This is a genomic window from Corynebacterium sp. Marseille-P4321, from assembly GCF_903645305.1.
Classification (GTDB): Bacteria; Actinomycetota; Actinomycetes; order Mycobacteriales; family Mycobacteriaceae; genus Corynebacterium.
In genome coordinates this window covers 121376-147769 of sequence record NZ_CAHJXO010000003.1, presented here as the reverse complement: position 1 = coordinate 147769, position 26394 = coordinate 121376, and the positions used below count along the sequence as shown (strand labels likewise).

29 protein-coding genes are annotated in these 26394 nt (G+C 66.7%); 25 read left to right on the top strand and 4 right to left on the bottom strand.

Features of this window, described 5'->3' with window-relative positions:
- Positions 1-37 precede the first annotated feature (37 nt).
- The 10 genes from map to HWX32_RS09015 all read left to right on the top strand — a co-directional run bounded on the left by map (position 38) and on the right by HWX32_RS09015 (position 8567).
- A complete protein-coding gene (gene map, locus HWX32_RS09060) occupies positions 38-829 on the top strand; it encodes a type I methionyl aminopeptidase (RefSeq protein ID WP_175935609.1) in 792 nt (263 codons plus the stop codon).
- 28 nt (positions 830-857) lie between these two features.
- Positions 858-1655 (top strand): L,D-transpeptidase, encoded by a 798-nt coding sequence (locus HWX32_RS09055; RefSeq protein WP_175935608.1) that lies wholly within the window; start codon positions 858-860, stop codon positions 1653-1655.
- Positions 1656-1825: 170 nt separating this feature from the next.
- Positions 1826-2044 carry a translation initiation factor IF-1 gene (gene infA, locus HWX32_RS09050; RefSeq protein WP_042405263.1) on the top strand — a complete coding sequence of 73 codons (219 nt, stop codon included), beginning with the start codon at positions 1826-1828 and terminating at the stop codon, positions 2042-2044.
- 178 nt (positions 2045-2222) lie between these two features.
- A complete protein-coding gene (gene rpsM, locus HWX32_RS09045; protein WP_075469184.1) occupies positions 2223-2591 on the top strand; it encodes a 30S ribosomal protein S13 in 369 nt (122 codons plus the stop codon).
- 3 nt (positions 2592-2594) lie between these two features.
- Positions 2595-2993: a 30S ribosomal protein S11 gene (gene rpsK / locus HWX32_RS09040; protein WP_075469168.1), complete on the top strand. Its 399-nt coding sequence runs from the start codon at positions 2595-2597 to the stop codon at positions 2991-2993.
- 27 nt (positions 2994-3020) lie between these two features.
- Positions 3021-3626 carry a 30S ribosomal protein S4 gene (rpsD, locus tag HWX32_RS09035; protein ID WP_075469169.1) on the top strand — a complete coding sequence of 202 codons (606 nt, stop codon included), beginning with the start codon at positions 3021-3023 and terminating at the stop codon, positions 3624-3626.
- Between the two features lie 117 nt (positions 3627-3743).
- Entirely contained in the window at positions 3744-4757 is a 1014-nt protein-coding gene (locus tag HWX32_RS09030; RefSeq protein ID WP_075469170.1) for a DNA-directed RNA polymerase subunit alpha, read from the top strand.
- Between the two features lie 55 nt (positions 4758-4812).
- Complete coding sequence (gene rplQ, locus HWX32_RS09025; RefSeq protein ID WP_075469171.1) at positions 4813-5430, top strand: 50S ribosomal protein L17; 618 nt, start codon at positions 4813-4815, stop codon at positions 5428-5430.
- 74 nt (positions 5431-5504) lie between these two features.
- A complete protein-coding gene (gene truA / locus HWX32_RS09020) occupies positions 5505-6347 on the top strand; it encodes a tRNA pseudouridine(38-40) synthase TruA (RefSeq protein ID WP_175935607.1) in 843 nt (280 codons plus the stop codon).
- A 51-nt stretch (positions 6348-6398) separates the two neighbouring features.
- Positions 6399-8567 carry a DUF6541 family protein gene (locus tag HWX32_RS09015; RefSeq protein WP_175935606.1) on the top strand — a complete coding sequence of 723 codons (2169 nt, stop codon included), beginning with the start codon at positions 6399-6401 and terminating at the stop codon, positions 8565-8567.
- Positions 8568-8574: 7 nt separating this feature from the next.
- On the opposite strand, the gene HWX32_RS09010 is transcribed toward HWX32_RS09015, so the two are convergent.
- Positions 8575-8940: a hypothetical protein gene (locus HWX32_RS09010; RefSeq protein ID WP_075469173.1), complete on the bottom strand. Its 366-nt coding sequence runs from the start codon at positions 8938-8940 to the stop codon at positions 8575-8577.
- A 133-nt stretch (positions 8941-9073) separates the two neighbouring features.
- Here HWX32_RS09010 and eccB point away from each other — a divergent pair, with 133 nt between their 5' ends.
- Positions 9074-10285, top strand: coding sequence for a type VII secretion protein EccB (gene eccB / locus HWX32_RS09005; RefSeq protein WP_175935605.1), 1212 nt, complete (start codon positions 9074-9076; stop codon positions 10283-10285).
- Here eccB and HWX32_RS09000 read toward each other — a convergent pair.
- Positions 10282-11388 carry a S8 family serine peptidase gene (locus tag HWX32_RS09000; RefSeq protein WP_254868369.1) on the bottom strand — a complete coding sequence of 369 codons (1107 nt, stop codon included), beginning with the start codon at positions 11386-11388 and terminating at the stop codon, positions 10282-10284. The genes eccB and HWX32_RS09000 overlap by 4 nt on opposite strands.
- A gap of 3 nt (positions 11389-11391) precedes the next feature.
- The gene (gene eccD / locus HWX32_RS08995; RefSeq protein WP_175935604.1) at positions 11392-12699 is read right to left on the bottom strand and encodes a type VII secretion integral membrane protein EccD; all 1308 of its coding nucleotides are present in this window, start codon (positions 12697-12699) and stop codon (positions 11392-11394) included.
- A gap of 147 nt (positions 12700-12846) precedes the next feature.
- On the opposite strand from eccD, the gene eccCa reads away from it, so the two are divergent.
- The 11 genes from eccCa to HWX32_RS08940 all read left to right on the top strand — a co-directional run bounded on the left by eccCa (position 12847) and on the right by HWX32_RS08940 (position 22716).
- Positions 12847-16368, top strand: a complete 3522-nt coding sequence (gene eccCa, locus HWX32_RS08990) for a type VII secretion protein EccCa (protein ID WP_175935603.1) — start codon at positions 12847-12849, stop codon at positions 16366-16368.
- On the top strand, positions 16365-17342 hold the full coding sequence (locus tag HWX32_RS08985) for a type VII secretion-associated protein (protein ID WP_175935602.1): 978 nt from the start codon (positions 16365-16367) through the stop codon (positions 17340-17342). Before eccCa ends, HWX32_RS08985 begins: the two co-directional genes overlap by 4 nt.
- A 55-nt stretch (positions 17343-17397) precedes the next feature.
- On the top strand, positions 17398-17709 hold the full coding sequence (locus HWX32_RS08980) for a WXG100 family type VII secretion target (protein WP_075469179.1): 312 nt from the start codon (positions 17398-17400) through the stop codon (positions 17707-17709).
- Positions 17710-17729: 20 nt separating this feature from the next.
- Positions 17730-18014, top strand: coding sequence for a WXG100 family type VII secretion target (locus HWX32_RS08975; RefSeq protein WP_075469180.1), 285 nt, complete (start codon positions 17730-17732; stop codon positions 18012-18014).
- 309 nt (positions 18015-18323) lie between these two features.
- Entirely contained in the window at positions 18324-18767 is a 444-nt protein-coding gene (gene rplM, locus HWX32_RS08970) for a 50S ribosomal protein L13 (protein WP_075469181.1), read from the top strand.
- A complete protein-coding gene (gene rpsI, locus HWX32_RS08965) occupies positions 18767-19312 on the top strand; it encodes a 30S ribosomal protein S9 (protein ID WP_175935601.1) in 546 nt (181 codons plus the stop codon). Before rplM ends, rpsI begins: the two co-directional genes overlap by 1 nt.
- A gap of 134 nt (positions 19313-19446) precedes the next feature.
- Complete coding sequence (gene glmM / locus HWX32_RS08960) at positions 19447-20790, top strand: phosphoglucosamine mutase (protein WP_175935600.1); 1344 nt, start codon at positions 19447-19449, stop codon at positions 20788-20790.
- A gap of 113 nt (positions 20791-20903) precedes the next feature.
- Positions 20904-21209: a hypothetical protein gene (locus tag HWX32_RS08955; RefSeq protein WP_175935599.1), complete on the top strand. Its 306-nt coding sequence runs from the start codon at positions 20904-20906 to the stop codon at positions 21207-21209.
- The gene (locus tag HWX32_RS08950; protein WP_175935598.1) at positions 21206-21991 is read left to right on the top strand and encodes a hypothetical protein; all 786 of its coding nucleotides are present in this window, start codon (positions 21206-21208) and stop codon (positions 21989-21991) included. Before HWX32_RS08955 ends, HWX32_RS08950 begins: the two co-directional genes overlap by 4 nt.
- Complete coding sequence (locus HWX32_RS08945; RefSeq protein ID WP_175935597.1) at positions 21934-22425, top strand: hypothetical protein; 492 nt, start codon at positions 21934-21936, stop codon at positions 22423-22425. The genes HWX32_RS08950 and HWX32_RS08945 overlap by 58 nt, the downstream gene beginning before the upstream one ends.
- Positions 22426-22428: 3 nt before the next feature.
- Positions 22429-22716 (top strand): hypothetical protein, encoded by a 288-nt coding sequence (locus HWX32_RS08940; protein WP_175935596.1) that lies wholly within the window; start codon positions 22429-22431, stop codon positions 22714-22716.
- On the opposite strand, the gene HWX32_RS08935 is transcribed toward HWX32_RS08940, so the two are convergent.
- On the bottom strand, positions 22713-23567 hold the full coding sequence (locus HWX32_RS08935; RefSeq protein WP_175935595.1) for a dienelactone hydrolase family protein: 855 nt from the start codon (positions 23565-23567) through the stop codon (positions 22713-22715). The two genes, HWX32_RS08940 and HWX32_RS08935, sit on opposite strands and share 4 nt — an antisense overlap.
- A 111-nt stretch (positions 23568-23678) precedes the next feature.
- Between HWX32_RS08935 and HWX32_RS08930 the strand changes: the two genes are divergently transcribed.
- The 3 genes from HWX32_RS08930 to HWX32_RS08920 are packed head-to-tail and all read left to right on the top strand — an operon-like array spanning position 23679 to position 26392.
- On the top strand, positions 23679-24338 hold the full coding sequence (locus tag HWX32_RS08930) for a hypothetical protein (protein WP_175935594.1): 660 nt from the start codon (positions 23679-23681) through the stop codon (positions 24336-24338).
- A 10-nt stretch (positions 24339-24348) separates the two neighbouring features.
- Positions 24349-25881 carry an alanine racemase gene (alr, locus tag HWX32_RS08925; RefSeq protein WP_175935593.1) on the top strand — a complete coding sequence of 511 codons (1533 nt, stop codon included), beginning with the start codon at positions 24349-24351 and terminating at the stop codon, positions 25879-25881.
- Between the two features lie 10 nt (positions 25882-25891).
- On the top strand, positions 25892-26392 hold the full coding sequence (locus HWX32_RS08920; RefSeq protein ID WP_175935592.1) for a hypothetical protein: 501 nt from the start codon (positions 25892-25894) through the stop codon (positions 26390-26392).
- The last annotated feature ends 2 nt before the right edge of the window (positions 26393-26394 follow it).

Genomic DNA, 26394 nt, shown 5'->3' with positions numbered 1-26394 from the left:
GCATTTTGCTTATCGACGACTAAAGGACACAACGCCCATGCCACTGCGCAAACGCAAAATTCCGGCGAAGACCCCGGAGCAGCTGGAGAAGATGGAGGCCGCTGGCCGCATCGTCGGGCTCGCGCTGAAAGAGGTGCGCGCCGCGGCGAAACCTGGTGTGAGCACGCTCGAGCTGGACCAGGTGGCCGAAACCGTGATCCGCGACCACGGGGCGTACCCCACCTTCCTCGGCTACAACGGGTTTCCGGGTTCGATCTGCGCGTCGGTCAACGACGTGGTGGTGCACGGCATCCCGAACGAGGTAGACGTGCTCGAAGAAGGCGACCTTGTTTCCATCGATTGCGGTGCGACGCTTGACGGCTGGGTGGGGGATTCCGCGTGGTCGTTTGGGGTGGGGGAGTTACCGGCAGGCGTCGATAAGCTCAATGCGGCAACCGAATGGGTGATGCAGCAGGGGATTGCCGCGATGGTACCGGGCAAGCGGCTCACCGACGTTTCGCACGCGCTGGAGCAGGCGACGTACGCAGCGGAGGAGCGCTTCGGTGTCTCGCTTGGCATTGTCGACGGCTATGGCGGCCACGGCATCGGCCGCACCATGCACGAGGACCCGTTTTTGGCCAACGAAGGCAAGCCGAACCGAGGGCCCGTCATCCAAGAGGGCTCCGTGCTGTGCATCGAGCCGATGCTGATCCTCGGCGGCGGGTTTGAAACCGAGGTGCTGGACGACGAGTGGACCGTGGTCACCCTCGACGGCGCACCGGCCGCCCACTGGGAGCACACGGTGGCAGCAACGACACAGGGTCCGCGAATTCTCACCCCACGTTCCTAACAGCGGGGTTTAGGGTTATACTTCCGCCATGTCTTACCGCCCCCGTCACGCTAAGCCGTCGCCGCTGAAGCGGCGTGCCACCACCTTCCTCGCCGGCGCCGGTGTCGTCGCCTCGCTGACCGCCCCGGTTGTCGCCGAGGCGGCGCCGGCCCCGCGCCCCGGCGTCCAGGCGCCGGCCGGCTCCAGCCTGGATTCCTTCACTGCCCAGGTGGAAAAGCAGATCGCCCAGCTCAACCGCAACGCCCGCAACGCCGCTTGGGACGTGCGCAACAACCTGCGCCGCCAGGCAGACTCGCTGGCGGCGATCGACCCGACGCTGCCAGCGCGCGCGAAGAAGGAAATCGACCGCATCGTCGAGCAGTTCTTCCCGGGCCTGATCGCGGAGAAGACCCCCAAGCCCAAGCCCAAGCCGAAGCCGAAGCCGGCTCCGGCCCCCGCACCGGCACCTGCGCCCGCTCCGCGCACTGGGTTCGACTACGGCCCGTGCCCGCCTGACGCGAAGGCCTGCATCGACCTCGACGGCCGCCGCTCCTGGCTGCAGAACAACGGCCAGATGTACTACCAGTCCGGCCTGATCGGCCCGGGCCGCCCCGGCTACGAAACCCCGCGTGGCACGTTCTACGTCAATCGCAAGGTCAAGGACGAGATCTCCTGGGAGTTCGGCAACGCGCCGATGCCATACGCGACGTACTTCACCTACAACGGCATCGCGTTCCACGAGGGCGACCCGGCCATCCTGTCGCACGGCTGCATCCGCATGTACCGCCACGATGCGCAGCGTTACTTCAACGACCTGCAGATCGGCGACAAGGTGTACGTGTACTAGCGCAAGCTAACGTCGATAAGCATCATGCCCCGCCGTGGACCACGCGGCGGGGTTTGTGTTTGCGCAGGTAAAGGCATATGATGGTACGTCGGTGTGTGTAACGCACCGACTTGACCGGTATTAAACGTCTGCCACCTGCTAAAACGTAGGTGCTGTAGGAAGTGGAGTGTATGGCAAAAGAAGGCGCAATCGAGGTTGAAGGCCGTATCATCGAGCCTTTGAAGAACGCGATGTTCCGTGTCGAACTGGACAACGGGCACGAGGTTCTTGCCCACATCAGTGGCAAGATGCGCCAGCACTACATCCGCATCCTCCCGGAGGACCGCGTCGTGGTGGAGCTGTCTCCCTACGACCTGGACCGCGGACGTATTACTTACCGTTACAAGTAAGTCTTTAAGCCTCCTCACCCAGATTGCCCGGTTCACCCGGGAATCGCCTACCTCTGGCCACGGTGGCTGGAGCCGCGCGTAACCACAACCCACTCTCCGGCACGGCCCGGACAAAGTGTTGTCTGGCGTGGACGGGTGGGGAGAAAACCACCGTAACAACCCGAAAGGCACGTACCTCATGGCACGTCTAGCTGGTGTTGATCTCCCGCGCAACAAGCGCATGGAGATCGCTCTCACCTACATTTACGGCATCGGTGCAACCCGATCCAAGGAACTGCTGGAGAAGACCGGCATTTCTCCCGACCTGCGCACGGACGATCTCTCCGACGAGCAGCTCTCCGCGCTGCGTGACGCGATTGAGTCCTCCTACACCGTAGAGGGCGACCTGCGCCGCGAGGTGCAGGCAGACATCCGCCGCAAGATTGAAATCGGCTCCTACCAGGGCATGCGCCACCGTCGTGGCCTGCCTGTCCGCGGTCAGCGCACGAAGACCAACGCGCGCACCCGCAAGGGCCCGAAGAAGACTATCGCAGGAAAGAAGAAGTAACCTATGCCTCCTCAGACTCGTGGTGCGCGTCGTGGACGCCGCACCGTAAAGAAGAATGTGGCTGCAGGCCACGCATACATCAAGTCCACCTTCAACAACACCATCGTGTCCATCACGGACCCGCAGGGCAACGTGATTTCCTGGGCATCTTCCGGCCACGTCGGCTTCAAGGGCTCCCGTAAGTCCACGCCGTTCGCCGCGCAGATGGCTGCAGAGAACGCCGCCCGCAAGGCCATGGACCACGGCATGAAGAAGGTCGACGTTTTTGTTAAGGGTCCGGGCTCCGGCCGCGAGACCGCTATCCGTTCGCTCCAGGCCGCCGGCCTGGAGGTGTCGTCGATCTCCGACGTGACGCCGCAGCCGTTCAACGGCTGCCGTCCGCCGAAGCGTCGTCGCGTTTAAGGCTGAAAGGAAAGAGGTAAGAGAAACATGGCTCGTTACACCGGCCCTGCTACCCGTAAGTCCCGTCGCCTCCGCGTCGACCTGGTCGGCGGCGACATGTCCTTCGAGCGTCGCCCCTACCCTCCGGGGCAGGCTGGCCGCGCTCGCATCAAGGAGTCCGAGTACCTGCTCCAGCTGCAGGAGAAGCAGAAGGCTCGCTTCACCTACGGCGTGATGGAGAAGCAGTTCCGCCGCTACTACGAAGAGGCGAACCGTCGCCAGGGTAAGACCGGCGACAACCTGCTCATCCTGCTGGAGTCCCGCTTGGATAACGTTGTCTACCGCGCTGGTCTGGCAAAGACCCGCCGTCAGGCACGTCAGCTGGTCTCCCACGGCCACTTCACGGTCAACGGCAAGAAGGTCGACGTTCCGTCCTTCGCCGTCACCCAGTACGACATCATTGATGTCCGCGACAAGTCCCGCAACATGCTCTGGTTCGAAGAGGCCCAGGACAACCTGATGGAGGCTGTCGTTCCGGCTTGGCTGCAGGTCGTTCCGGACACCCTGCGCATCCTCGTGCACCAGCTGCCCGAGCGCGCTCAGATCGACGTGCCGCTGCAGGAGCAGCTCATCGTCGAGCTTTACTCGAAGTAACCCAGTTACTTCACCACCGCGCACGCAAGGTTTACACGTTATCTTTGCGGGTGCGAAACATCCCGAATATCCATTCCTACCGGCTTCATATAGCGGGAGCCGACAAAGGAGAAGTTCATGCTCATCTCTCAGCGTCCTGAATTGACCGAGGAGTACATCGACACCAACCGCTCGAAGTTCGTCATCGAGCCGCTCGAGCCTGGTTTCGGCTATACCCTGGGCAACTCCCTGCGCCGCACGCTGCTGTCGTCCATCCCGGGCGCGGCCGTGACTTCGATCAAGATCGACGGTGTGCTCCACGAGTTCACCACGATCAACGGCATCAAGGAGAACGTCTCTGAGATCATCCTCAACATCAAGGACATGGTGCTGTCCTCCGACTCGGACGAGCCGGTAGTCATGCACCTGGCCGTTGAGGGCCCGGGCAACGTCACCGCTGGCGACATTGAGCCGCCGGCTGGCGTTGAGATCCACAACCCGGATCTGCACATCGCCTCGCTCAACGAGCAGGCTCGCCTGGAGATGGAGCTTGTTGTCGAGCGTGGCCGCGGCTACGTTCCGGCCATGCCGAACTCCGGTGGTGAGGCCGGCCGCATTCCGGTCGACCAGATCTACTCGCCGGTCACCCGCGTTGCCTACAAGGTTGAGGCAACCCGTGTTGAGCAGCGCACCGACTTCGACAAGCTCATCATCGACGTGGAGACCAAGAACTCCATGACCGCCCGCGACGCTCTGGCGTCGGCCGGTTCCACCCTGGTGGAGCTCTTCGGCCTGGCGCGCGAGCTGAACACGGCGGCTGAGGGCATCGAGATCGGCCCGTCGGCGCAGGAGACCGAGTACATCGCCGCGTACTCCACGCCGATCGAGGACCTGAACTTCTCCGTCCGTTCGTACAACTGCCTGAAGCGTCAGGAGATCCACACCGTTGGTGAGCTCGCAGAGTGCACCGAGAGCGATCTGCTGGATATCCGCAACTTCGGCCAGAAGTCGATCAATGAGGTGAAGATCAAGCTCGCGAACCTGGGCTTGACCTTGAAGGATGCGCCGGATGATTTCGACCCGACCCAGATTGAAGGCTACGACGCCGAGACTGGGGATTACGTGGACACCAGCGCGGACGAGACCGAGTAAGCCAAAGAGCACGCGCTCGCTTACGCACACTTAACCGCAAACGAGGAGTACGAATATGCCTACCCCGAAGAAGGGTGCCCGTCTCGGAGGGTCCGCCAGCCACCAGCAGCACATGCTGGCTAACCTGGCGCAGTCCCTGTTCGAGCACGGCGCTATCAAGACCACGGACGCTAAAGCGAAGATGCTGCGTCCGTACGCCGAGAAGCTGATCACGAAGGCGAAGAAGGGCTCCGTGGCTGACCGCCGCGCAGTTGCCGCTCAGCTGCCGAGCAAGGAGATCGCTGCATACCTGTGCAACGAGCTCGCGCCGCAGTTCGAGAACCGCGAGGGCGGCTACACCCGCTCGATCAAACTGCCGAACCGTTCCGGCGACAACGCCCCGATGACGCAGATCTCCCTCGTGCTCGAGGAGACCGTGTCTTCTGAGGCGACCCGCGCTGCACGCGCCGCTGCCTCCAAGCAGGCTGCGGAGCCGGAGCGCACCGTCACCGAGACCGAGGACGAGGTCATCGTTGAGGAGACCGTGGTCGAGGAGACCGACGAGCCCGGCGTGACCGAGGAGATCGTCGAGGTTGAGGAGGTGCCGGCTGACGAGGAGTCGCAGCTGGACGCCCCGGCCGCCGACGCCGAGGTTGACGAGAAGGTCGAGGAGATCGAGGCCGAGGACAAGTAAGTCCCCGCCGCTCACGTGCCCCGCAGTGTGACCACTGCGGGGCATTTCTCGTCCCTGGGCTACAATCCCCACCCATGATGCCCACCCCGGATGACGCGCTGCGCCTGCGTTTCGACATCGCGTACGACGGGACGGATTTCCACGGGTGGGCGCGCCAGAAGGGCGGGCTGCGCACGGTGCAGCAGACCGTCGAGGAAGCGTTGAGTTTGGTGCTGCGCGAGGACGTGCGCCTCACCGTCGCGGGCCGCACGGATGCCGGGGTGCACGCCAGCGGTCAGGTTGCGCACGCCGACATCTCGCGCGCGTCGTTGGATCAGCGCTCGCTCGACGGCGACCCGGCGCGGCTTGTGCGTCGATTAGCAAAGCTTTTGCCGGAGGACGTGCGGGTAATGGGGGTTGAGGAGGCACCGCCGCTTTTCGACGCCCGCTTTTCGGCCCTCACCCGCACTTACGTCTACCGGGTGACCACGCACCCGGCCGGGGCGATGCCTGCGCGTGCGCGCGACACCGCGGTGTGGGGTAAGCCGGTGGACTTGGATCTCGCGCAGGCGTGCGCGGACACGGTTGTCGGCCTGCACGACTTCGCGGCGTTTTGTCGTCCGAAGGAGCACGCCACCACCATCCGCGACGTGCACGCGTTTGCGTGGAGCGAGCCGGAGCCCATGTTGTACGAGGCCCGGATCACGGCGGACGCGTTCTGCTGGAACATGGTGCGCGCACTGGTGGCCACGTGTCTGACGGTTGGGGCGGGCCGTAAGCCCGAGTCGTGGCCGGGGGAGCTTTTACTTCGCGACGAGCGCGCGGCCGATGTCCCGCTCGCCCCGGCGAAGGGGCTCACCCTGGTCGGAGTGGAGTACCCGCCGGCTGCTCAGCTCGGCGCGCGCGCCGAGGCAACCCGCGCCAGGCGCGAGATGTAGGCTTCTTGCGTTACCGGGGAACGCCTCGGCTTGCGCGGGAAGGAGACGCACATGGGCACAGCTGCTGCGGCGTGGTTCGCGGTGTGCTTCTTTGTGCTCCCCGGGTTTTTGGTGAACTGGGTGGCCGGGCTGAAGGCGCCTGCGGCGATGGCTGGTGCGTTGCCGGTCACGTTTGGCGTGGTGGGTATGGCCGCGTGGTTCTGGGGGTTGGTGCGCGCCCCGTTCGGGCTGTTTACGTTTGCGCTCAGCGTGATTGGCGCGCTATGCATCGCGGGGGCGTGGCGCTATCTGTTTGCGCGACGGGCCCGCGGGCAGGAGGTGTCGTGGCGCCGGGCTCTTTTCCCGGGCTCCGGGGCGCAGCGTCGCAGGCGAAGCATCGCAGACCCGTACTGGATCCTGCCTGCTGTGGGCGTTGTGGCTGGCGCGGCAACGATCATCTCGGACCGGCTTTCCTGGCTGGTGCGCACGCCCAACGGGGTGATGAACATTGTGCAGGGCTGGGACGTGCAGTGGCACGCCAACCTGGTGCGCTTCATCATGGACGAGGGGGTCGCCTCGCCGACGCGGATGGGCGAGCTACTCAATGTGGAAACGCACGCGGGCCAGCTGTACCCGTCGGCCTATCACGCTGGAGTTGCCCTGTACGCAGAGGCGGCGGGGCTGGAGCCTATCCCGGCGTTGAACGTCGCCTCCACCGTGCTGCCCGGCATCGCTTTCCCCGTGAGCATGGCCTGCTTGGTGTTTGCGTTCTTGCGCTCCACGGGGCTGACGGCGCAGATCGCGGCGGGGCTGGCGGCCATATTCGTATACGCGCTGCCGCAGGTGCTGTGGGTGCCGGAGTACGTCGGCATGTGGCCGTACCTGTTCGCCATCGGTCTGACGGGCATGGTGGTGTGGCAGTTCGTCTCCGTGCCGGATGCGCGCGCCGGGGCGCTGTCGGCGGGTATCGGGTTCTTAGGAGTGTTGTGCGTGCACCCGTCGGCGGTGACGGTGGTCGTGCTCGCGGTGGTGTTGTTCTGGCTCACCTCCACCCTCGTGCGGCCGTCGCACAGCCGGGTGGGGGATACGGTGTGGATGGCGTTGCCGGCGCTTGTTGCGTCGATAGTGTTCCTGCCCCAAGTGCTGGCGGGTGCGGACCAGGCGAGCGAGGTGGCGGGCTGGCAGCCGCGCGATCTGAAAAGCTCGGGCAGTGCCTGGGGCACCGCGCTGTGGATGGAAACGCGACACGTGGAGGACTTCTTCCCAGGCTTTGACGCCACGGTGTGGCTCTGGCTGGCCGGCGCCGGCGCGCTGGTGATGGTGCTGTGGCGCTTCCAGGTGTGGCCGGTGCTGTTCTACGTCGTCTCGCTTGCGGCGGCGGCGCACGCGCTCGAACCCATCGACAACTGGTTCGGCGACGTGGTCGCAGTGGTGGCAAACCTGCACTACAACACCGCGCACCGCCTCATCATGCCGGTAGCGATGAGCGTCGTGGCGGCCGCGGCTATCGCTGTGGCGGCGGCGATTCGGTTGGTTACCCTCGCCCCGGCGGCGGAGCGCTACCAGCGGCACATTAAGGCGTCGGCCGCAGCCTCCGCTGCGTTAGCCCTCGTCGCAGGCGCTGTGGCGGTGCCGCAAGTGCGCGCGGCGGCGGAAACGGGCGCGAAGGCGGCGTTCGAGGCCCCGCGCACCATCGACCGAATGGTCAACGCAGACGACCTGGCGGCTTTCGACTGGCTGGCCAACCAGCCAGCCGCCCACGAAGGGGTGACCATGGGCGATCCGGCCGACGGCCACTCCTGGCTCTACGCCTACGCCGGGGTGCCCACCGTGTCCCGCCACTACCAAAGCGCGGTTGCTGGCATCGGCTCGGCGACGGAGACGCTGTTGCGCCACGCGGATTTCATCGGCGAGCAGACGGTGAGTAAGCGCAACCCGGCGGACCGCGCGGTAGAAGAGCTGGACGTGCGCTTCTTCATTGTCAGCCCGGGCTCGTTTTGGAGCCACCAGCTGCCGCGCTACGACATGCTGCGCGCCCCGTGGGTCTCCGAGGGGCTCACGCCGGTTTACAGCAGGGGCGATACAGCTATCTTCGCCGTCAACAGCGCGTTCTCGAAGGCCGAGCTGAAGGCGATGCGCAAGGACGCCCTCCAGCACGGCTCGGACAAGCTGCCGAAATTCGAAAGCGCCGCCGACCTCCTGGCAAACCAGGCGGGTCAAGCGGGGCAGCCAGCGTGGTAGTAGCGCTCTACTTGTCTTCCACGTACTCGAAGACCAGCTTGCCCAACTCCGGGAACTTCACGGTGATCGTTTCGCCGTTGATGGAGTAGGTGCCTTCCTCGAAGTACTTCTCGGTGGTAAACGAGCCGGTCTCCGGGTCGAAGAAGCATTTTTCGCGCTCGAGCGGGGAGTTCGGGGTTTCCTTGACTTCTACGGTGCAGTAGTGGTTGTCGCCGCCGTAGATCTTCAGTTCCGTGCGGGATTCGCTGTCGTCTTTGAGGCGGTAGTAGCCCTCCGGGATCTCGCCGCCGGCGCTTGCGCTGCAGGCGGTGAGTCCTGCGGCGGCGAGCATGAGGCTTGCGGCGGCTGCGGTGGCGCGTGTGTTTCGGTGCATGGTGTGTCTCCTTTTTTGGGTTCGGTTGCACGGTGTGGGGTCACCCTAAACCGGCATCGAAGCGTCACAGGGCGCGCGGGAGGACCGCTCCCCGTGTAGGGTGAGAAAGACTTACTCGGGGGAGGGGGAGCAAATGGCTCGTGTGTTGCCTACTACGCGTGCTCAGGTGTCTGGGCATAGGTTCATGCGTCGGCGTGTGGAGCACGGTTTGATGTTCGGGGATATCCGCATGATCCACGACCCGTTGGCGTCGCGGCGTCGCGCGGCGGTGTTTGGGTTGGCTGCGGTGGTGCTGATTGCGGGGGTGATGGGGTTGTTTGCGTGGATGCGGCCGAATCCCAATCCGGGCGAGGCGCCGATTATTCGGGCGTCGGACGGCAGCCTGTACGTGCGCGTGGGCGAGGCGGTGCACCCGGTGACCAACCTCACCTCCGCGCGGTTGATTGCGGGGGCGGCGGAGGAGCCGGCGCGGGTTGGCGACGAGCATTTGGCGGCGATGGGCCGCGGCATCCCGGTCGGCATCGTCGCGGCGCCGTCGATGTTCGCGCCGCAGGACAGCCCGGAGGCGTTTTGGTCGGTGTGCAACACCACGGTCATCGCGGGTGAGGCGCCGGAGCAATTGCTTATCGACGAAGCCGTGCTGGCCACCGACGGCTCCCGCCAATGGCTGGTCACCGCTGAGGGCCGCCAGTTGCTCCCGCCGGAGACCTCGCCGGAGGGGCGCATCGTGCGCCGCGGCCTGGGCGTGGGCGCGGGCACTCCGGTGTGGGCCCCGCCGTCGCAGATCCTCACAGCGCTGCGCGAGTTGCCCCCGATGGTGCTGCCGAACCCGCTGCCGGAATTACTGCACACCGGCGAGGACACTTGGCTCCTTCACAACGGTGCGGTGCAAAAGGCCACGCCCACGCAGCGCGCAATGCTTCTCGACGCGGGCGCCGCCGAGAAAACCGTCCCCCGCGACGAACTGGCCTCCTACCCGGACGGCGATCTCGAGCTGCGCCTGCCCGCGCACGCCCCGCGGTGGGTGGACCCGGAAACGCGCGCGGTGTGCGTGACGCAAGCACGCGGCGGCGCCACATTAGCGCAGGTGCCGGAGGGTGTGGAGCTGTCCGGGGCGTCGATAGCCACGCACTTCGCGGGTCTTGCGGGCGGCTCGGTGGGCGTGGACTCGGGCCACGGCTACCACGTGGTCTCCGCCAACGGGCTGCGCCACAGCGCGCCGGACAAGGACACACTCGCAACGGTGGGTGCCGAGCACGTGGAGCAGGTGCCGTGGGAGATTATCTCCCTCCTCCCGGAGGGCGCCGAGCTGAGCCGGGAGGCGGCGCTCACTGCCACCTATTAGCGGTACTCGCTGCGCCTGCGGGTCGCGGCGGCCGCAAGCGCAAGGACCGCTGCCGCGAGCAGCGCCACGCCCAGGTTCCCCAGGCGGACGCCGGCGCGGGAGACGCGCGCATCCGCGGGTTCGACGCTCAGCGGCGGGTTCTCCGCCACCGCGTCCGGGCGCAGCTGGGTGAGCACCGCAATCGGGGTCACTGCGCCACCACCCGGTTGCGCGGCGGCGTGCACCAGCTCGCGCACCTCGGCGGGCGAAAGGTGTGGGTGGCGTGAGAGCAACAGTGCAACCGCACCGCTGACCACCGGAGCGGCGAACGAGGTGCCCTGGTAGGCCCGCACGCCGTCATTGGCCAGGGTGCCGTCAGCCCAACCTGCCCCGCGCGAGGACAGCGCGTGCGCGACGTGGCCCTCGGCCGATAGCGTCGCCCCGAGTGAGTAGCCCGCGACAGTGTGCGCGTCATCGCGGGCGGCCACCGCCAGCACGGTGGGGTAGTGCGCCGGGTAGACGGTGAACCCCGGCTCGCAGTCGGGCGAGGCGTTGCCGGCGGCCGCGACCACCACGGCGCCTTCGCGTTCGGCGCGGGTGAGCGCGTCGCGCACCACCGCGTCGTCGATACGCGCGGCCAGCCCGGGGTCGACGCAGGACACGACGGAGATGTTGATCACCCGCGCACCCTCGTCGAGCGCGTTGTGAATCGCCTCGGCGAGCGTGCGCAGGTTGCCAGCGGCCGACTCCTCGCCGGGCGAGTCGCGGTAGTGCGCGGACGTCTGGCGCACGGAGACCACTTCTGCGCCCGGCGCGATGCCCGTGGTCGCCCCGGCGATCACTCCGGCGACAACGGTGCCATGTGAATCGCAGTCGAACAGCGGGTCCTCGCCCACGAAGTCCCTCCCGCCGCGCAATCGGCGCAGCTCTGGGTGGGCGGCGACTCCGGTGTCGATGACTGCGACGGTGATCCCGGAGCCCGTCGCAAAGCTGCGCAACTGCGAAACCTCCTCCGTAACCTGCGGCGCCTGAGCGCTCGCGGGTACCGCGCATGCGTAATCCTGCGCGGCGGCCGGCACCGGGACCAGCAGTGCGGCGAGCGCGGCCACGGGCATAAAACGCATGGCCTACAACCCCCTGATCAGGTCGAACAGGCCGGTGAGGTGCACCGCGAGCGGGAAGAACGCGATGATAGCGGCGGCTTCAGCGCGCTCGAACCACACCACGGTGGTGGGCTCTAAATCGCCCACTCGCTGCGCCCAGACCACAGCCGTGGCGGCGCCGAGCGATACTGCCATCGCAATCACCATCACCGCCGGGTGCACCTCGCCGCGCGCGGCCGACACCGCGGCAGCCACCACCGCGGCGAGCGAAACGGCGGTCAAACACGCGCGCGGCACCGCCCAGTGGTGCCTGGAGGCGTGCACCACCAGCGCGCCAGCGAGGCAGACACACAGCGCGAACGGCCACACCCCGCCGGCGAGCGCGATGCGGGCCAGCGCCGGAAGGGCGCACACCGTAACTGCCACGCTCAGCGCTGCGGCCACCGACGCCGCCGACCGGCTGCGCGCGTCCACATCGAGTTGGTACGCGTCGGCCCGGTCGAACTCCTCGCCAGCCGTGGGCACCCGGGGCACCGCCAACCCGGCAACGCGGGTGGCGGTACCCGGTGTGGCCATTACAAGCAGCACCGCGGCAAGCAATGTCAACGCCGCAGGTGCGAGTGCAGCCGGCAGCCACACGCCGAGCGCGCCGCAGGACACCATCGCGCACACCGCGCACACGAACGCGGCCTCCGCTGCGCCAAAGAGCCGCATGCCCATTCCGGCGCCGGCGGCGAGTGCTGCGGCAGCCGCGGCGGCAAACACCCCGTACGCCACGTCCGCCCCCTGCGGGTCTGGGCCCGCGACCCACAGCCCGGCGCACAGCGCGAAGCAGCACGGCACGGCGAAGTACACCGCGCGCGAGGCACCCACGACTGCAACGCACAGCGCCACCAGGCCGGTTACGGCCAGCGCCTGCGCCGGGGTGAAGAACACACCCGCGCACATAAAAAGCGCCACAAGCCCCGCGTACGTCGCTGCGACGTCCAAGCCCCGCAGCTGGCGCGCGGTGTGGCCCACTTCCCGTAGCGCATCCGCCGCGTCGCGCACCACCGGGGGCGCTACGTGTTCTTGGGGGCGGAGGGCCACCGCGGAGCCGTCGAAAAGCTTGAGCTGATACAGCGGCGTGTGCATGTCCAGAGGCGCCCCGCCGACGGTGGAAACCTCCCACGGGCGGTGGATCTCAGGCAGATCCACCAACCTGGCTAGCTCCGGCAGCACCTCTGCAAAGGTGGACGACGTGGGCAGCGTGACGTCGATGTCACGGTGGAACCCGGCGACGGAAACACGCACGGTAACGCGCACAATGTGGTGCGCCGAAGTGGCAACCAAAATTCTTCCCCCCGAAAAATCATCCGGCTAGTCAATCCCGTGCGCGGCACCCCATTCGCCGCGCAGTGGAACACAGTATGGCTTACAATTGCCCTCACGTCCACAGTTCGGGGGAACTGGGGAGCAATAAATAAGGGGGGGAAAATTTTGCTTGGCCTAGACCACAATCCGGTGCTCGTGCCCACGGCGAGCGAGCCGGAGCTGCCGCCGCTGCCGCATGGGGTGCTGCGGGTCGAACCGGTTCCCGCGGCACAGAAACAGCAGCCCGCGCCGGTGGTGAAAATTCTGATTCCGGTGGTCATGGTGGTGGCCATCGGCGCGGTGATGGCGTTGATGATGCTGTCCGGCCGCGCCATGAGCCCGATGATGCTCATCTTCCCGCTCATGATGCTGTTCGGCCTGGTGGGCATGTTCTCCCCGGGCCAGCGCCAGGGCGACATCGACGAGACCCGGCGCGTCTACCTGCGCCACCTTGACGCCCTTGCGGGCAAGGCGCGTGGCAATGCTGATCGGCAGCGCGAGCACTACACAACCTTGCACCCCGCGCCGGGCGAGCTGGCCGCGGCGGTGCCCACGGAGCGGGTGTGGGAGCGCGCGGCGTCGTCCCCGTTGGCGCTCACGGTGCGCCTGGGCACGGGCAACGGCGCGTTGTGCACGCCGGTTGAGGTGGAGGATCCGGGCAGCCCGGAGGATTTGGACCCGGTGTGTGCGGTGAGCGTGCGCCGCACCGTCGCGGCAGTCGGCACAGTTGCCGGAATGCCGATTGTGGTGCAACTCGACGCCTTTCCCACCATCACGCTCGCAGGACCGAGAGCACTCGAGGTGGCGCGCTCCATCGTGGTGCAGCTGGCGTTTTTCCACGGCCCGGAGCTCGTTTCCATCAGCGCGCCGTTCGGGTGGGCAAAGTGGTTGCCGCACTCGCGGTCGCGGGATGCACGGTTTCGCGTCGCGCTTATCGACGCCTCCGGTGACCACCCCGCCACCTCCGACGCCGACTGCACCATTTACGTGCACCCGGACCCTGACTACTGCATCGACGGCGACACCTTCCACCTCATCTGCGACGACACCCTGGGCGCGGTGACCGAGCAGGGCACGGAAACCCTTGGGGTGCCGGATGCGTTCTCAGCCCGCGAGGCGGAGTACGTGGCGCGCCGGCTGGCCTTTTACCGCCGCCCGGACAACGCGACGCGGACCCAGGGCGGCGGCCTGCTGCCCATGCTCGGCATCGCAGACATCGAGGCGCTGGATGCGCACACCATGTGGCCGGGCAGGCAGGGTTCGCGCCAGCGGCTCACGGTGCCGATCGGCGCAACCCCCGACGGCGACGCGGTGTACCTCGACGTCAAGGAGGCGGCGCACGGCGGCATGGGCCCGCACGGCCTGTGCATCGGGGCCACGGGCAGCGGAAAATCCGAGTTGCTCAGGACACTTGTGGCAGCGCTCGCCGCCACGCATTCACCCGAGGAACTCAACTTCGTGCTCGTGGACTTCAAAGGCGGCGCCACGTTCCTCGGGTGCGAATCACTGCCGCACACCGCCGCCGTGATTACTAACCTGGAAGACGAAGCGGTGCTGGTGGAGCGCATGTTCGATGCGATATCGGGCGAGCTGAACCGCCGCCAGGAGCTGCTGCGCGCGGCCGGCAACTTCGCCAACACCACCGATTACGCCGAGGCGCGCCGGGCGGCACCCGAGATGGATCCGTTGCCGGCGCTGCTCATCGTGGTGGACGAGTTTTCTGAGCTGCTCAGCCAGCACCCGCACTTCGCGGACCTGTTCGTGGCGGTGGGCAGGCTCGGCCGTTCGCTCGGCGTGCACCTTTTGCTCGCCTCCCAGCGTTTGGAGGAGGGCAAGCTGCGGGGCTTGGACAGCCACTTGTCATACCGCATTGGGTTGAAGACGTTCTCAGCGGGAGAGTCGCGGCAGGTCCTCGGTGTGCCGGATGCTTACGAGCTGCCAGGTGAGCCGGGTTCGGGCTACCTCAAGGCGGGCATGGACCTGGTGCGTTTCCGCGCCGCGTACGTCTCAGGCCCGCTCACCCGCGAGGTGGCGGAGCACCGCGAGGAGACATCCGGGGTGCGCGTATTCACCGGCGACGAGGTGGAGGCGGAGCCCGTGGTGCAGGTGGACACCGATCACTCCACGACGGTGCTCGGCGCGGTGGTGGAAAAGTCCCGCGAGGTCGCGGCAGCGCTGGGCATGTCGGCGCACCAGGTGTGGCTGCCGCCGCTGCCCGCAGAGGTTTCGCTCGCACAGGTCGCGCCAGGGGCAGTTGGGCTTATCGACGAGCCCTACCGGCAACGCCAACTGCCCCTTCGTATCAACCTGGAAGCCGCTGGCGGGCACGTCGCGATTGCTGGCGGGCCCCAGACGGGCAAGTCCACCGCGGTGCACACCCTTGTGGCGTCGTTGGCGGAAGCGGACTACGCCGTGTACGTCATCGACGCCGGCGGCGGGAACTTCCGGGACCTGGCGCACCTGCCGCACGTCGCAGGCGTGGCGGGCAAGGGCGACGAGGAACGCGTGCGCCGCGTGGTGGACGAGGTGCTTGGTGTCCTGGACGCTCCGCGCCCGACGGTGCTGGTGGTCGACGGCTGGCACGCATTGCTTGCCGCGGACGCAAAGACGGAGGACCTGCGCGACCCGCTGGCGCGCATAGCCTCCGAGGGCCCGGCCGCCGGGGTGCACCTGGTGGTTACCACGCAGCGCTGGAACGCCATCCGGGCGAACGTGCGCGACCTGGTTGGCACTCGCTTTGAGCTGAAGCTCACGGAACCAATGGATTCGATGATCGACCGCAAGGTGCAGGAGAAGCTGCCCGCCACCCCGGGCCGCGGTCTCACCCCGGACGGCCGTCACCTCCTCTTCGCCCGTGTCAACGCGGAGGACATCGCGCAGATCACCGACCGGGTTGCAGGTCGCGCGCCGGTGCCGCGGCTCAAGGTGTTGCCGCGCCACGTCGAGGCCGCCCCGCTTGTGACCGGGGAGGTCGGGCGCATTCCACTTGGTGTCGGCGGGGCCGGCCTGGAGCCGGTTTACGCGGGCGGGCACGTGCTGGCCATCGGAGCGTCCGGGAGTGGTAAGTCCACCTTCGTCGCTAGCGCCATCACGGCGATCGAGGCGATGCCGCGCGAGCAAGCGCGCATGGTGATCCTGGACCCGCGTCGCGCCCACCTGGGCCGCGCCGAGGAGACGATGGTGGCCGCGTACGCCGCTTCCAACAGCTCGATCACAGAGGCGGTCAGGGCGATGTGCACCACGCTTAACCAGCGTCTTCCCGGCGCGGATGTGACCGCAGAACAGCTCGCCCAGCGTTCCTGGTGGCAGGGCCCAGACATCTACCTGGTCATCGACGACCTCGACCTGGTGGGCGAGGATCCGTTGCGCCCTGTGGTCGCCCTCTTGCCGCACGCGCGGGACGTGGGCCTGCGCGTTGTGGTGGCCCGGAAGTTCGGCGGGGTATCGCGCGCGTTGTTCTCCGGCTTCCTCGCCGCGTTGAAGGACGTGCACCCGGATGTGTTGGTGATGGACGGCACCCGCGAGGAGGGACAGTTGTTCGGGGTGCGCCCCGGCCCGCAAGTGCCTGGCCGCGCCACGCTAGTGCAGAGTGAGCCGAAGGGCACGATTCAGCTCGCGGCTCCGTATCAGGAAGGAGGCGCGCTGTGACGACGGCTCAACGCGACACCGCGCCAGCGTTGCGGATCACCGCGACCGATATGTCCACAGTGTTCACCGGGGCTGCGAACGTGCACCGCTTCGACGCGCCGTCGAGCCGCGAGATCGCGAGCTACGTGCGCCAAGTGCTCGGCCCGCAGCCGGACGGCGCGCGGGTGCATATCGCCGCCGACCACGCGCGCCTGCGCGAGCTCGAGCACGCACTGGCCGGCTACGACATTGAGCTGGAGGTAGAGGAGCTTGAGCTTGACGACGACTACCTCCCCGACCCACCCACCGACTCCTGGCAGGCAGTCGAACCCGAGGGTGACCGCTCCGGCTGGATCATCGCCGCTGTGGTGGCCGTTGTTGCCGCCGTGGTGGCCGGGGTGCTCTACGCCACGGTTTTCTCCGGTGGAGGCGGGCCCGACGTCGCGGCCGACCCGGAGCCTGCGCTAGATCCCACGCCCATGCAGGACGAGGTGGCGGGTGAAGACGATGGTGGGGCACCGGAGGCGTCGATAAGCAATGTGCCCGAAGCAACCGTGCGCCTAGAAAAAGACGGCCTGAGCGTGGAAGTGCCCGCGGGGTTTGTGCTCGACGCGGACGCGGAGGGGGACACCTGGCGCGCGACCGGCGAGGACCCGAACTTCCGGCTGCACATCTTCGTCGAGCAGCTCTACCAGCTGCCCGCCGCGACGATGTCCGAGCAGCTCATCGCCGACATCGAGGCCGATCCGGAAATCGAGCTGGTGGAATCCGACGGGCATTTCGTCACCTACCTCGAGCGCGCCGCCGACGGCTCGCAAGCGCTGTGGAAGACGTGGCCCGAGGGCAACACGCAGCTCTTCGTCGGCTGCCACACCCGCTTCGAACCCACCACTGTGCAGCGCGCAACGTGCCGCATGGCCATGGATTCCGCAGAATTTCAAAAAACTTTTGCAACCGATGGAACCGAAGGCGCAAACCTTGCGTCTAATACCTAGCAGCAAAAATCCGGCTGCCTAGCTTCTCAAGAAAATACCGAGGGGGAAACCACACATGGAGCAGTTCGCAACAGAAGCCGACGTGATGCGCGCGGCCGCAGACCGCACGGACGAAACCAACGCGGACGTCAACCGCGAAATCGACCGCATCCAACAAGTCGCCGAATCCACCAGAGGTTTTTGGGTCGGTCGCGCCCAAGCCAGCTTCGACGAGCTGATGGTACGTTACGACGATGCCCAAAAGCGCCTGTCCGAGGCCCTGGCCGACATCGCGGTGAACATCCGCGACAACGCCAAGAACTTCGAAAACACCGACGCCACCAACACCGACAACCTCCGCCAGCTCTCCGGCGGCCTGGCACTCTAAAGAAAACGGGGGATACACCTATGGAAATCAAGTACGACTTCGCCCAGATCACCAACGCCTCGGAGGACCTGCGTTCCTCCGCAGCCCGCATCAACGGCGACCTGGCTGAGCTCAAGCAGATGCTCCAGCCCATGGCGGAGACCTGGAGGGGCAGCGCCGCCACCGCCTACCAGGCGCACCAGGCGAAGTGGGACCAGGCGGCCGAGGAGCTGAACCAGATCCTCAACCAGATCGCCACCACGGTTGAAGACGGCAACGCGAACATGCTCGCCGTCAACAACGCCGCCGCCAACAGCTGGGGCTAAGCGAGAAAAAGGGGGACGCCAAAAACTTGCGTCGGGGGCGCGCCGATCCATTCGGGGGACGGGCGCGGCGCGTACCCGGCGCATCCACTAGGGGGAAACGGGGGACCGGGGGATGCCGAAGGCGCCGGCGCAGGATGGGGGAATTCCTGCGGCGGCGCCTTTTGGTGTTTGGGTGCTTCACCGCGTAAGGTGTGCTCCCTGTGTGTTTGCATACGCCAGCCACGGGTCTCCACCGGCCGCCGCGGGCAGCGAAACACACGAGATACGTTTCTGGCCGGCAGCATCTAGACAGACTTTAAGGAGTCGTGCATGTCTACTTACCACCCGAAGAGCGGTGACATTACCCGTAAGTGGTACGTCATCGACGCGACCGACGTGGTGCTGGGCAAGCTCGCTTCCACCGTCGCAGACATCCTGCGCGGGAAGCACAAGCCGCAGTACGCGCCGAACGTCGACACCGGCGATCACGTCATTGTGATCAACGCCGACAAGATCCACATCTCGTCCAACAAGCGCGAGCGTGAGATGCGCTACCGCCACTCCGGTTACCCGGGTGGTCTGAAGTCCATGACTCTCGGTCGCGCGCTGGACGAGCGTCCGGACCGCGTGATCGAGGAAGCTGTGAAGGGCATGATGCCGCACAACAAGCTTTCCCGTCAGTCCATCAAGAAGCTGCACGTCTTCGTCGGCGACGAGCACCCGTACGCCGCCCAGCAGCCGGAAACCTACGAGTTTAAGCAGGTGGCACAGTAATGACCGAGCCGAACAACTTCGCAGAAGAGAACCTGGGCGCCGACATGGACCTCGACGCCGCGACCGCAGCGACCGAGGAGTTCAACTACACCATCGGCGACGCAATCGCACCCGAGGTCGACGAGACCGAGGAGACCGTTGAGGTTGCCCCGCTGCACGAGGGCCCGATCCAGACCGTTGGCCGCCGTAAGCGTGCCATCGCTCGTGTCACCGTGACCGAGGGCGAGGGCAAGATCACCGTCAACGGCCGCGAGTTCGAGGAGTACTTCCCGAACAAGCTGCACCAGCAGGATATCCTCTCCCCGCTGACGCTGCTTGAGCGCGAGGGCCAGTTCGACATCAAGGCGAACATCTCCGGCGGCGGCCCGACCGGCCAGTCCGGTGCACTGCGCCTGGCTATCGCCCGCGCACTGAACATCTACAACCCGGCTGAGCGCCCGACCCTGAAGAAGGCTGGCCTGCTCACCCGTGACTCCCGTGCCGTGGAGCGCAAGAAGGCTGGTCTGCACAAGGCCCGTCGCGCACCGCAGTACTCCAAGCGTTAATCGCTTCCGGGCATTTACGGCCGTCACCCGCGTTTCGGGTGGCGGCCGCTTCCGTGCGGCGGGCTAGGTTGCGACTGCCAGCCTGGGGTGGGCCGTCCGCGGGTGGGGTAGTGGTGTCAGGCATAATGTTGCGCATGACTCGATTGTTCGGAACTGACGGTGTCCGCGGCCTGGCTAACGAGGCGTTGACTGCTTCGCTCGCGTTGAAGTTGGGTGCTGCGGCGGCGACGGTGCTGACAAAGGACCGCCGCGCGGGCAAGCGTCGCCCCACGGCGATCATCGGGCGCGACCCGCGTGTATCCGGCGAGATGCTCGCCGCGGCGATGGCCGCCGGCATGGCGTCCAAGGGCGTGGACGTACTGCGCGTAGGCGTGATCCCCACCCCGGGCCTGGCGTTTCTCACCGACGATTACGGCGCCGATATCGGCGTGATGATCTCCGCCTCGCACAACCCGATGCCGGACAACGGCATCAAGTTCTTCTCCGCCGGCGGGCACAAGTTGCCGGACCATGTGGAGGACGAGATTGAACGCACGATGGCCACGTTGGAGGAGACCGGCCCGACTGGCACGAGCATCGGGCGCGTGATCGAGGAATCCCTGGACGCCCAGGAGCGCTACCTGGCCCACCTTGCGGAGGCGGTGAGCCAGGACCTTAACGGGATCCGCGTGGTGGTGGACTGCGCGAACGGCGCAGCGTACGAGGTTGCCCCGAAGGCGTACGCCGCAGCAGGAGCCACGGTGATCCCGATTTTTAATTCGCCGAATGCGTACAACATCAACGACGGCTCCGGTTCGACCCACATGGACCAGATCCAGGCCGCGGTAGTGGAGCACGGCGCGGATCTTGGCTTGGCGCACGACGGCGACGCCGATCGCTGCCTGGCGGTGGACGCGCAGGGCAACATCGTGGACGGCGACCAGATCATGGCCATCCTTGCGGTGGGCATGAAGGAGAGCAACGCGCTGCGCGACAACACGCTGGTGGCCACGGTGATGTCGAACCTGGGCCTGAAGCAGGCGATGGAGCGCGAAGGTATCGCTATGCGCGAGACGAAGGTGGGCGACCGCTACGTGCTCGAGGAGCTGGGCCGCGGCGACTTTTCGCTCGGCGGCGAGCAGTCGGGCCACATCGTGGTGCCTGCGCACGCCACTACCGGCGACGGGCTACTTTCCGGCCTAATGCTGATGGGGCGAATGGCGCAAACGGGCAAGACGCTCGCGGAGCTGGCGAGCGTGATGCAGGTGCTGCCGCAGGTGCTGATCAACGTGCCGGTGAGCGACAAGTCGCGCATTCTTGACGACGCTGCCGTGAGCACCGCCATCGCCGAAGCCGAGGCAGACCTGGGAGAATCCGGCCGCGTGCTGCTGCGACCCTCAGGCACCGAGGAGCTCTTCCGTGTCATGGTGGAGGCCGCAGACAAAGAGCAGGCGAGAAAAGTTGCTGGTCGGCTCGCGGCGGTGGTCGCCGCAGTGTAGTTTTGGCGGTGCACGAAAAAATTTCGCCCCGGTAGGGAACCGAAGGGGCGTTGGGGGAGTCTAACTAGGAGACAGGTTTTCTAGGTTTCAATCCTTTTGGGGGTGGGGAATTGGTGTACACGTTTGACATGGATGTTCAGGCGGTGCGCGCTCGGTACAGCGAGGCTATCGGGGCGTACCGCGACGCTGCCGCCGACATGGAGGCCAGTCGCCCGGCTGTGCCGCCGGCGGCGTTCGGAGAGGGCTTCAGTGAGCACGGCATGCGGATTGTGGAGGCGTTGGAGGAGCTCGGCGTGGCGTCGAGAAGCTTCCTGCACGCGCGCACCCGCAACTGGGAGCAGGTGCTTGCGCTCGCGTCGGCCGCTGCGGAAACGGATGCGGCGAACGGCGATGCGGTGGGCGGGGTGATGGCGCCGTGACCACGACAGCCACGGTCGAGCGCGAGGTGCGCGATCTCGTTGATACCGTCAGTTGCGCACCCGAGGTCACCGCGCGCCAACGCAGCGAGGTGCAGGGGCTGGCGGGGGACTTGTTGCGGGACCAGGCGTGCACGAACGGCTTGAACCTGCAGCTTTTCGCCGCCGCAGGGGTGTCGCTCGGTGCGTCGTGCGAACGGCCGGCCACGCCGGCGCGAACGTGCACCGCGGACGATAGCGTCTGGTTCGACGATGTGGGCATCCGCGGCCGCGAGCGCCGCGACGAGGAGCTGGAGAGCCGCCATTTCGACCGGGTGCGCGAGATCGGGGCCGACATCGAGCGTTGCTGCAGCGCAATCAGCGAGGTGGTAAGCACCGCCGAGACTGCCGTGCGCTGCCTGCTCGAGCCGGTGCGCCGCACCCTCGACATCGTGCTGCGCTGCGGCATCACCCAGCTCGTACAGCCCGCCGTGGATCTCGCCATCGAGGCGCTTTCGCACGCCCGCGAGGCCACCCGGGACCGCAACTGCGTCATCGAGCAGTGCCTCGAGCAGATCGCGAAATGCGTAAGCGAGGCGGCGCAGGATAGCCCGGCGCCGCAGGTGCAGTTTGAAAAGCAGGGGCAGCTTATCGACGGCTCCGCGTCCGCCCGCACACCTCCACCACCGGCACCAAACTGCAGGCGGGCGCGGTGGGCACACAGGCGGCGTCGGCACCGGGTTTCGAGGTGTCGTTTAACTTCGGCGTGGACGCCAAGCTGGATGCGCATCTCGACGCGAAGGTGAACGTAGCCGGTTTCCAGCCACCATCCGTGCCGCCGGTACTGCAGGACCCGACCGCGATGGTCGGCGCGTTCGGTGCCGTTGGTGCCGTGGCCGCGCTCGGCGCGCTGGAGTGCTTCACCTCGGCGGCGGAGTGCCCGCCGTGCCCGTGCCCAGAACCAGCATCGGCCCCGGCACCCGAACCGGCACCCGCGCCCGCGCCGCCTCCACCGGCCCCGGCACCAACGCCGACCGGCACGGGCGTGATCGCGCCGCCGCCTGAGCTCGCAGACGTGCCGGAGCCGGCACCACCGCAGGAAAAGATGGCGCACACGCAGGTCGCCGCGGTGCCAGCAGCACCGGATGCGCCAGCATCACCGGCCGCAGAGGGTGCGGCCCAGCCCAATAACGCCCCGGCGGAGGACCCGTGGGCTGTGAAGAAGACGGGGGAGTGGTAGGAAATGGATTTCGCAGAGTTCGCGGCGCAGTACCAGCGCCGCACCGCGAAGCGAATGGCCGACTTTGAGGCGGTTATGCGGGAAACGCAACGCAAGATGGAGTTCACCGCGCAGCAGCAGGCAATTGCGCGCGAGACGTTGCCGCGCCACCAGTACCAGCCGCCTCGCGGCGATTATTCCCTGCCGCGTCCGCGTAAAACGCAGCAGCAGAAGCGCCAGGTGCGTGCGGTGCTGCAGGCGCGGCAGCACGGTTCAGGCGGAGCTACCCGCGAAGAGGGCAGCCAGCCCTAAAACAGGGAGAAGCCCGCGTCGTCGCGGGTGAGGCCCGCCGCGTCGGCGAGCTTTTCGCCGGTGAGCGACTCCACGCCGGAGCCTGCCGCGTCCAGCTCGGAGAAGTCGGCGTACTTTTTGTCGCCGTTGAGCTGGTGCAGCAGGTATCCGGTCATCAGGCCGCGCACCGTCTCCTGCAGGCCGCGGTCGGACTTGCCCAGGCCGAGGATGCGCTTGACCACACTGTCCTCGGAAAAGCCTTGCTGGTCGCCCTTCTTCACCGTGCGGTATACCGCTTCGCCAGCCCAGTTGTACGCCAGCTTCGCGGGGTTGCCCGGGTCGAACAGCGAGTCGCTGTCCTCGCCGGGGCCGACCACCATGCCGGGGGTGAACAGGTTGCGCGCCGCCTCCACCGCGGATGGGGCCACGTTGGAGGGGAAGATCGAAGCAACGGCCTTCACCTTCGGGTTGTCCACTGCCGCGAGCACGGCCGCGCCGCCGCCCATGCCGTGGCCTGCGATGCCTAGCTTGGACGGGGCGATGGAAATGTTGCCGTTGCCCAGCCGCACGCCCGCAAGGATTTGCAGGCACGTCTCTAAGTCGGCGGCGAACCCGCGATGGTCGGGGTTGTAGCCCTTCTCGGTGTCCGGCGCCGCTACAGCGATACCCCAGCTGGCCAGGTGGCGCAGGGTGCGGTGGTAATCTTCAACGTCTTTCAGCCAGTCGTGGCCGAAGGCGATGGCGGGCAGATCCTTGCCTTCTTCCGGGGTGTACACCTTGCCGGGCAGGCCGGTGTAGCCCAGGTCGCCCACCATGACGCGGTGCGGGCCCCGCTTTGACAGATCGGACAGTTTTTTAAGCTTCGCAGACACGACGGCAATTCTACTGCAAGTCCTCCTCCGCTAGGGTGAGTCCGGCGCGCACTCGCAGCCCGCACTTCTTCGAGCACTAGACCCACATCACGCCGCAAAAGGAGATCCGAGATGCTTCCAGCACTGCAGCTCGCGTTCATCGATTCGGTGAATCTGCTGCTCATCGGCGTCATCGTGGCGGTCGGCATCATCGTGCCCAACGCGAGTAAGCGGTATGCGAAAACTACGGCGTTGCTCATCGCCGGCGACTGGCTGGGTGTCGCCTCCTTGGCGCTGATCATGCTCGCTATTTTCGACGGGCTCGGCGAGGTCGTGCAGCGCTTCGTGGAAGGCCCCGCGTTCGGCTGGCTGCTCATCGCCACCGGTGTCGCGACCGGCGTCCTTGCTCTGCGGGGCGGGGACAATTCGGCGCTCACGCAGCGTATCCTGCGTTCGCTGAACACACCGGGCCCGCTTACGGTGCTCACCGGCTTCATCCTCGGCCTGATCCAGTCCGCGACGTCTATGCCCTTCTACGGCGGGTTGGCGCTACTGTCTGCCTCCGGAATCGACGCGGCGGTGCGATACACCTCGATTGTGCTGTACGCCTCGGTGGCGCTTTCGCTTCCCACGTTGAGCGCCCTGCTCGTCGGCTGGGTGCGCAAGCGTCCGGATTCTGCAGCGGGCAGGGGGTTCGAGTGGGCGCGCAACCACCCGGAGACGGTCACGCTTACTGCTACGTGGGCGGTGTCAGTGATGCTGATCGTGTTGGGCGCGGCGCACCTGCTCTAGCATTGGGCGCATGTTCCCGCTGCGCGCTGTCATTGATTTAGAGGCCATCGCACAAAACACTCGCCTGCTCAAGGGGATCGCGGGTGAAGCCGAGCTGATGTGCGTAGTGAAAGCAGACGCCTACAACCACGGCGTCGAGCGCTGTGTGCCTGTCATGGAGGCGGCCGGCGCGGACCGGTTCGGCGTTGCCACGTTCGCCGAGGCTATCCGCGTACGTGCACTCACCGACCTGCCTGTACTCGCGTGGCTGTGGGAACCAGGCGAGGAGGTGCCGCTTGGCGTCGAGGTTGCGGCGCCGTCGGTGCGGCATTTGCAGGCGCTTATCGACGCCCATCCGGTGCCCACCGTCTACCTCCAAGTGGAAACGGGCATGCACCGCAACGGCATCGATCCTCTGGATTGGGAGAATGCCTTCGCACTGGCTAAGGCCGCCGAAGACGCGGGCAAGCTGCGGGTGGCCGGGTTGATGAGCCACCTGGCTGTCGCCGACGACCCCTCTGACGCCTACACCGATACCCAGGCCGAGCAGTTCCGCGAGACCATCGCCACTGCCCGCGCGGCAGGTCTGGAGGTGCCGCGCAACCACCTGGCGAATTCACCGGCCACACTGAGCAGGCCGGATCTGCATTTCGATATGGTGCGCCCGGGCGTGAGCCTGTACGGCCTGGAGCCGATTGCGGGGCGCACGCACGAGCTCACCCCGGCCATGTCGTGGGTCGGCGACGTGGTGGCGGTCAAACCGCTGCGCGCCGGCGAGACCACCAGCTACGCGCGCACGTGGGCGGCGCCGGAAAACGGCTGGACCGCTGTGGTGCCGGCGGGCTACGCCGACGGCGTGCAGCGCTCCTGGCAGGGCGCGGTGAACGTGACCATTAACGGCACCAGCTACCCGCAGGTGGGTCGCGTGTGCATGGACCAGATCGTGGTGTGGCTCGGCGAGAACACCGAGGGCGTGCTCCCAGGCGATCAGGCCGTGATCTTCGGGGCAGACGGCGACTCGGCGACAACGCTCGCGGACGCCGCCGGCACCATCAACTATGAAGTGGTGTGCGCCCCGCGCGGGCGCACCCGCCGCGAGTACCGCCTGCCGTCCGAGGGGCAGCGGATCTGCGAGGGCGCGGACGACACCCGCGAGCTGGGCCGCGAACTTGGCGCGCAGTTGCAGGCTGGCGACGTGGTGATCCTGGACGGACCCCTCGGTGCCGGGAAAACCACATTCACCCAGGGCATCGCGGAAGGCCTGCAGGTGAAAGGGCGGGTGACTAGCCCGACGTTCACCATCTCCCGGCAGCACCGCTCCACGTGCGGCGGGCCGGATCTGGTGCACGTGGACGCCTACCGTCTCGGCGGGGTAGCGGAACTCGACGCGCTCGATCTTGACACCGACTTGGACGAGGCCGTGGTGGTCGCAGAGTGGGGCGGGGGGCTGGTGGAGCAGCTCACGGACGGATACATCCATGTCTCCCTGGACCGCGAGACCATGGTGCAAAAGGACCCGGAGTCCGAGGCACGAATAATTTCGTGGCGTCGGGGCGGCGAGTAGGCTCTAGCTCATGCTCAAAACGACAAGCAGAGAACGTGGTTGGATCGCGCTTGCCGCGGTGTTGTGGATCGTCCTTTTGATCGGGATCATTTTCATCCCGCAGTCGCGCCCGTCGGCGGCGCAGGCTGGGGTGACCCCGACGAACTCGCTCACCCGCTCCATCGAGCAGATCAAGCCGGCCGGCGGTGTTGTGGCTGCGGAACTTGTGGACATGACCCGGGTGTACGACGAAAACCTCTACGGCGGCTTCATCACGGTGTGCCCGGGTGAGCCGGAGGAGTACGTCGAGATGAAGCTCGGCGCCGTTGGGTTGGAAAGCGACGCGCTCGATATGAGCGGCGACAACGGCTACATGCTGCTCTTCCCGGCAGCGGAAGGTGTGGAACCACACGTTGACACCGTCCCGCTTGATCGCGTGAACATCTGCCTTCAGCCGATGTTGCAGGGTGTTCCGCTGCAGCAACCGATGGCGTTCGGCAAGGCGCAGGGCCAGTGGCTGATGCTGGGCTAGGC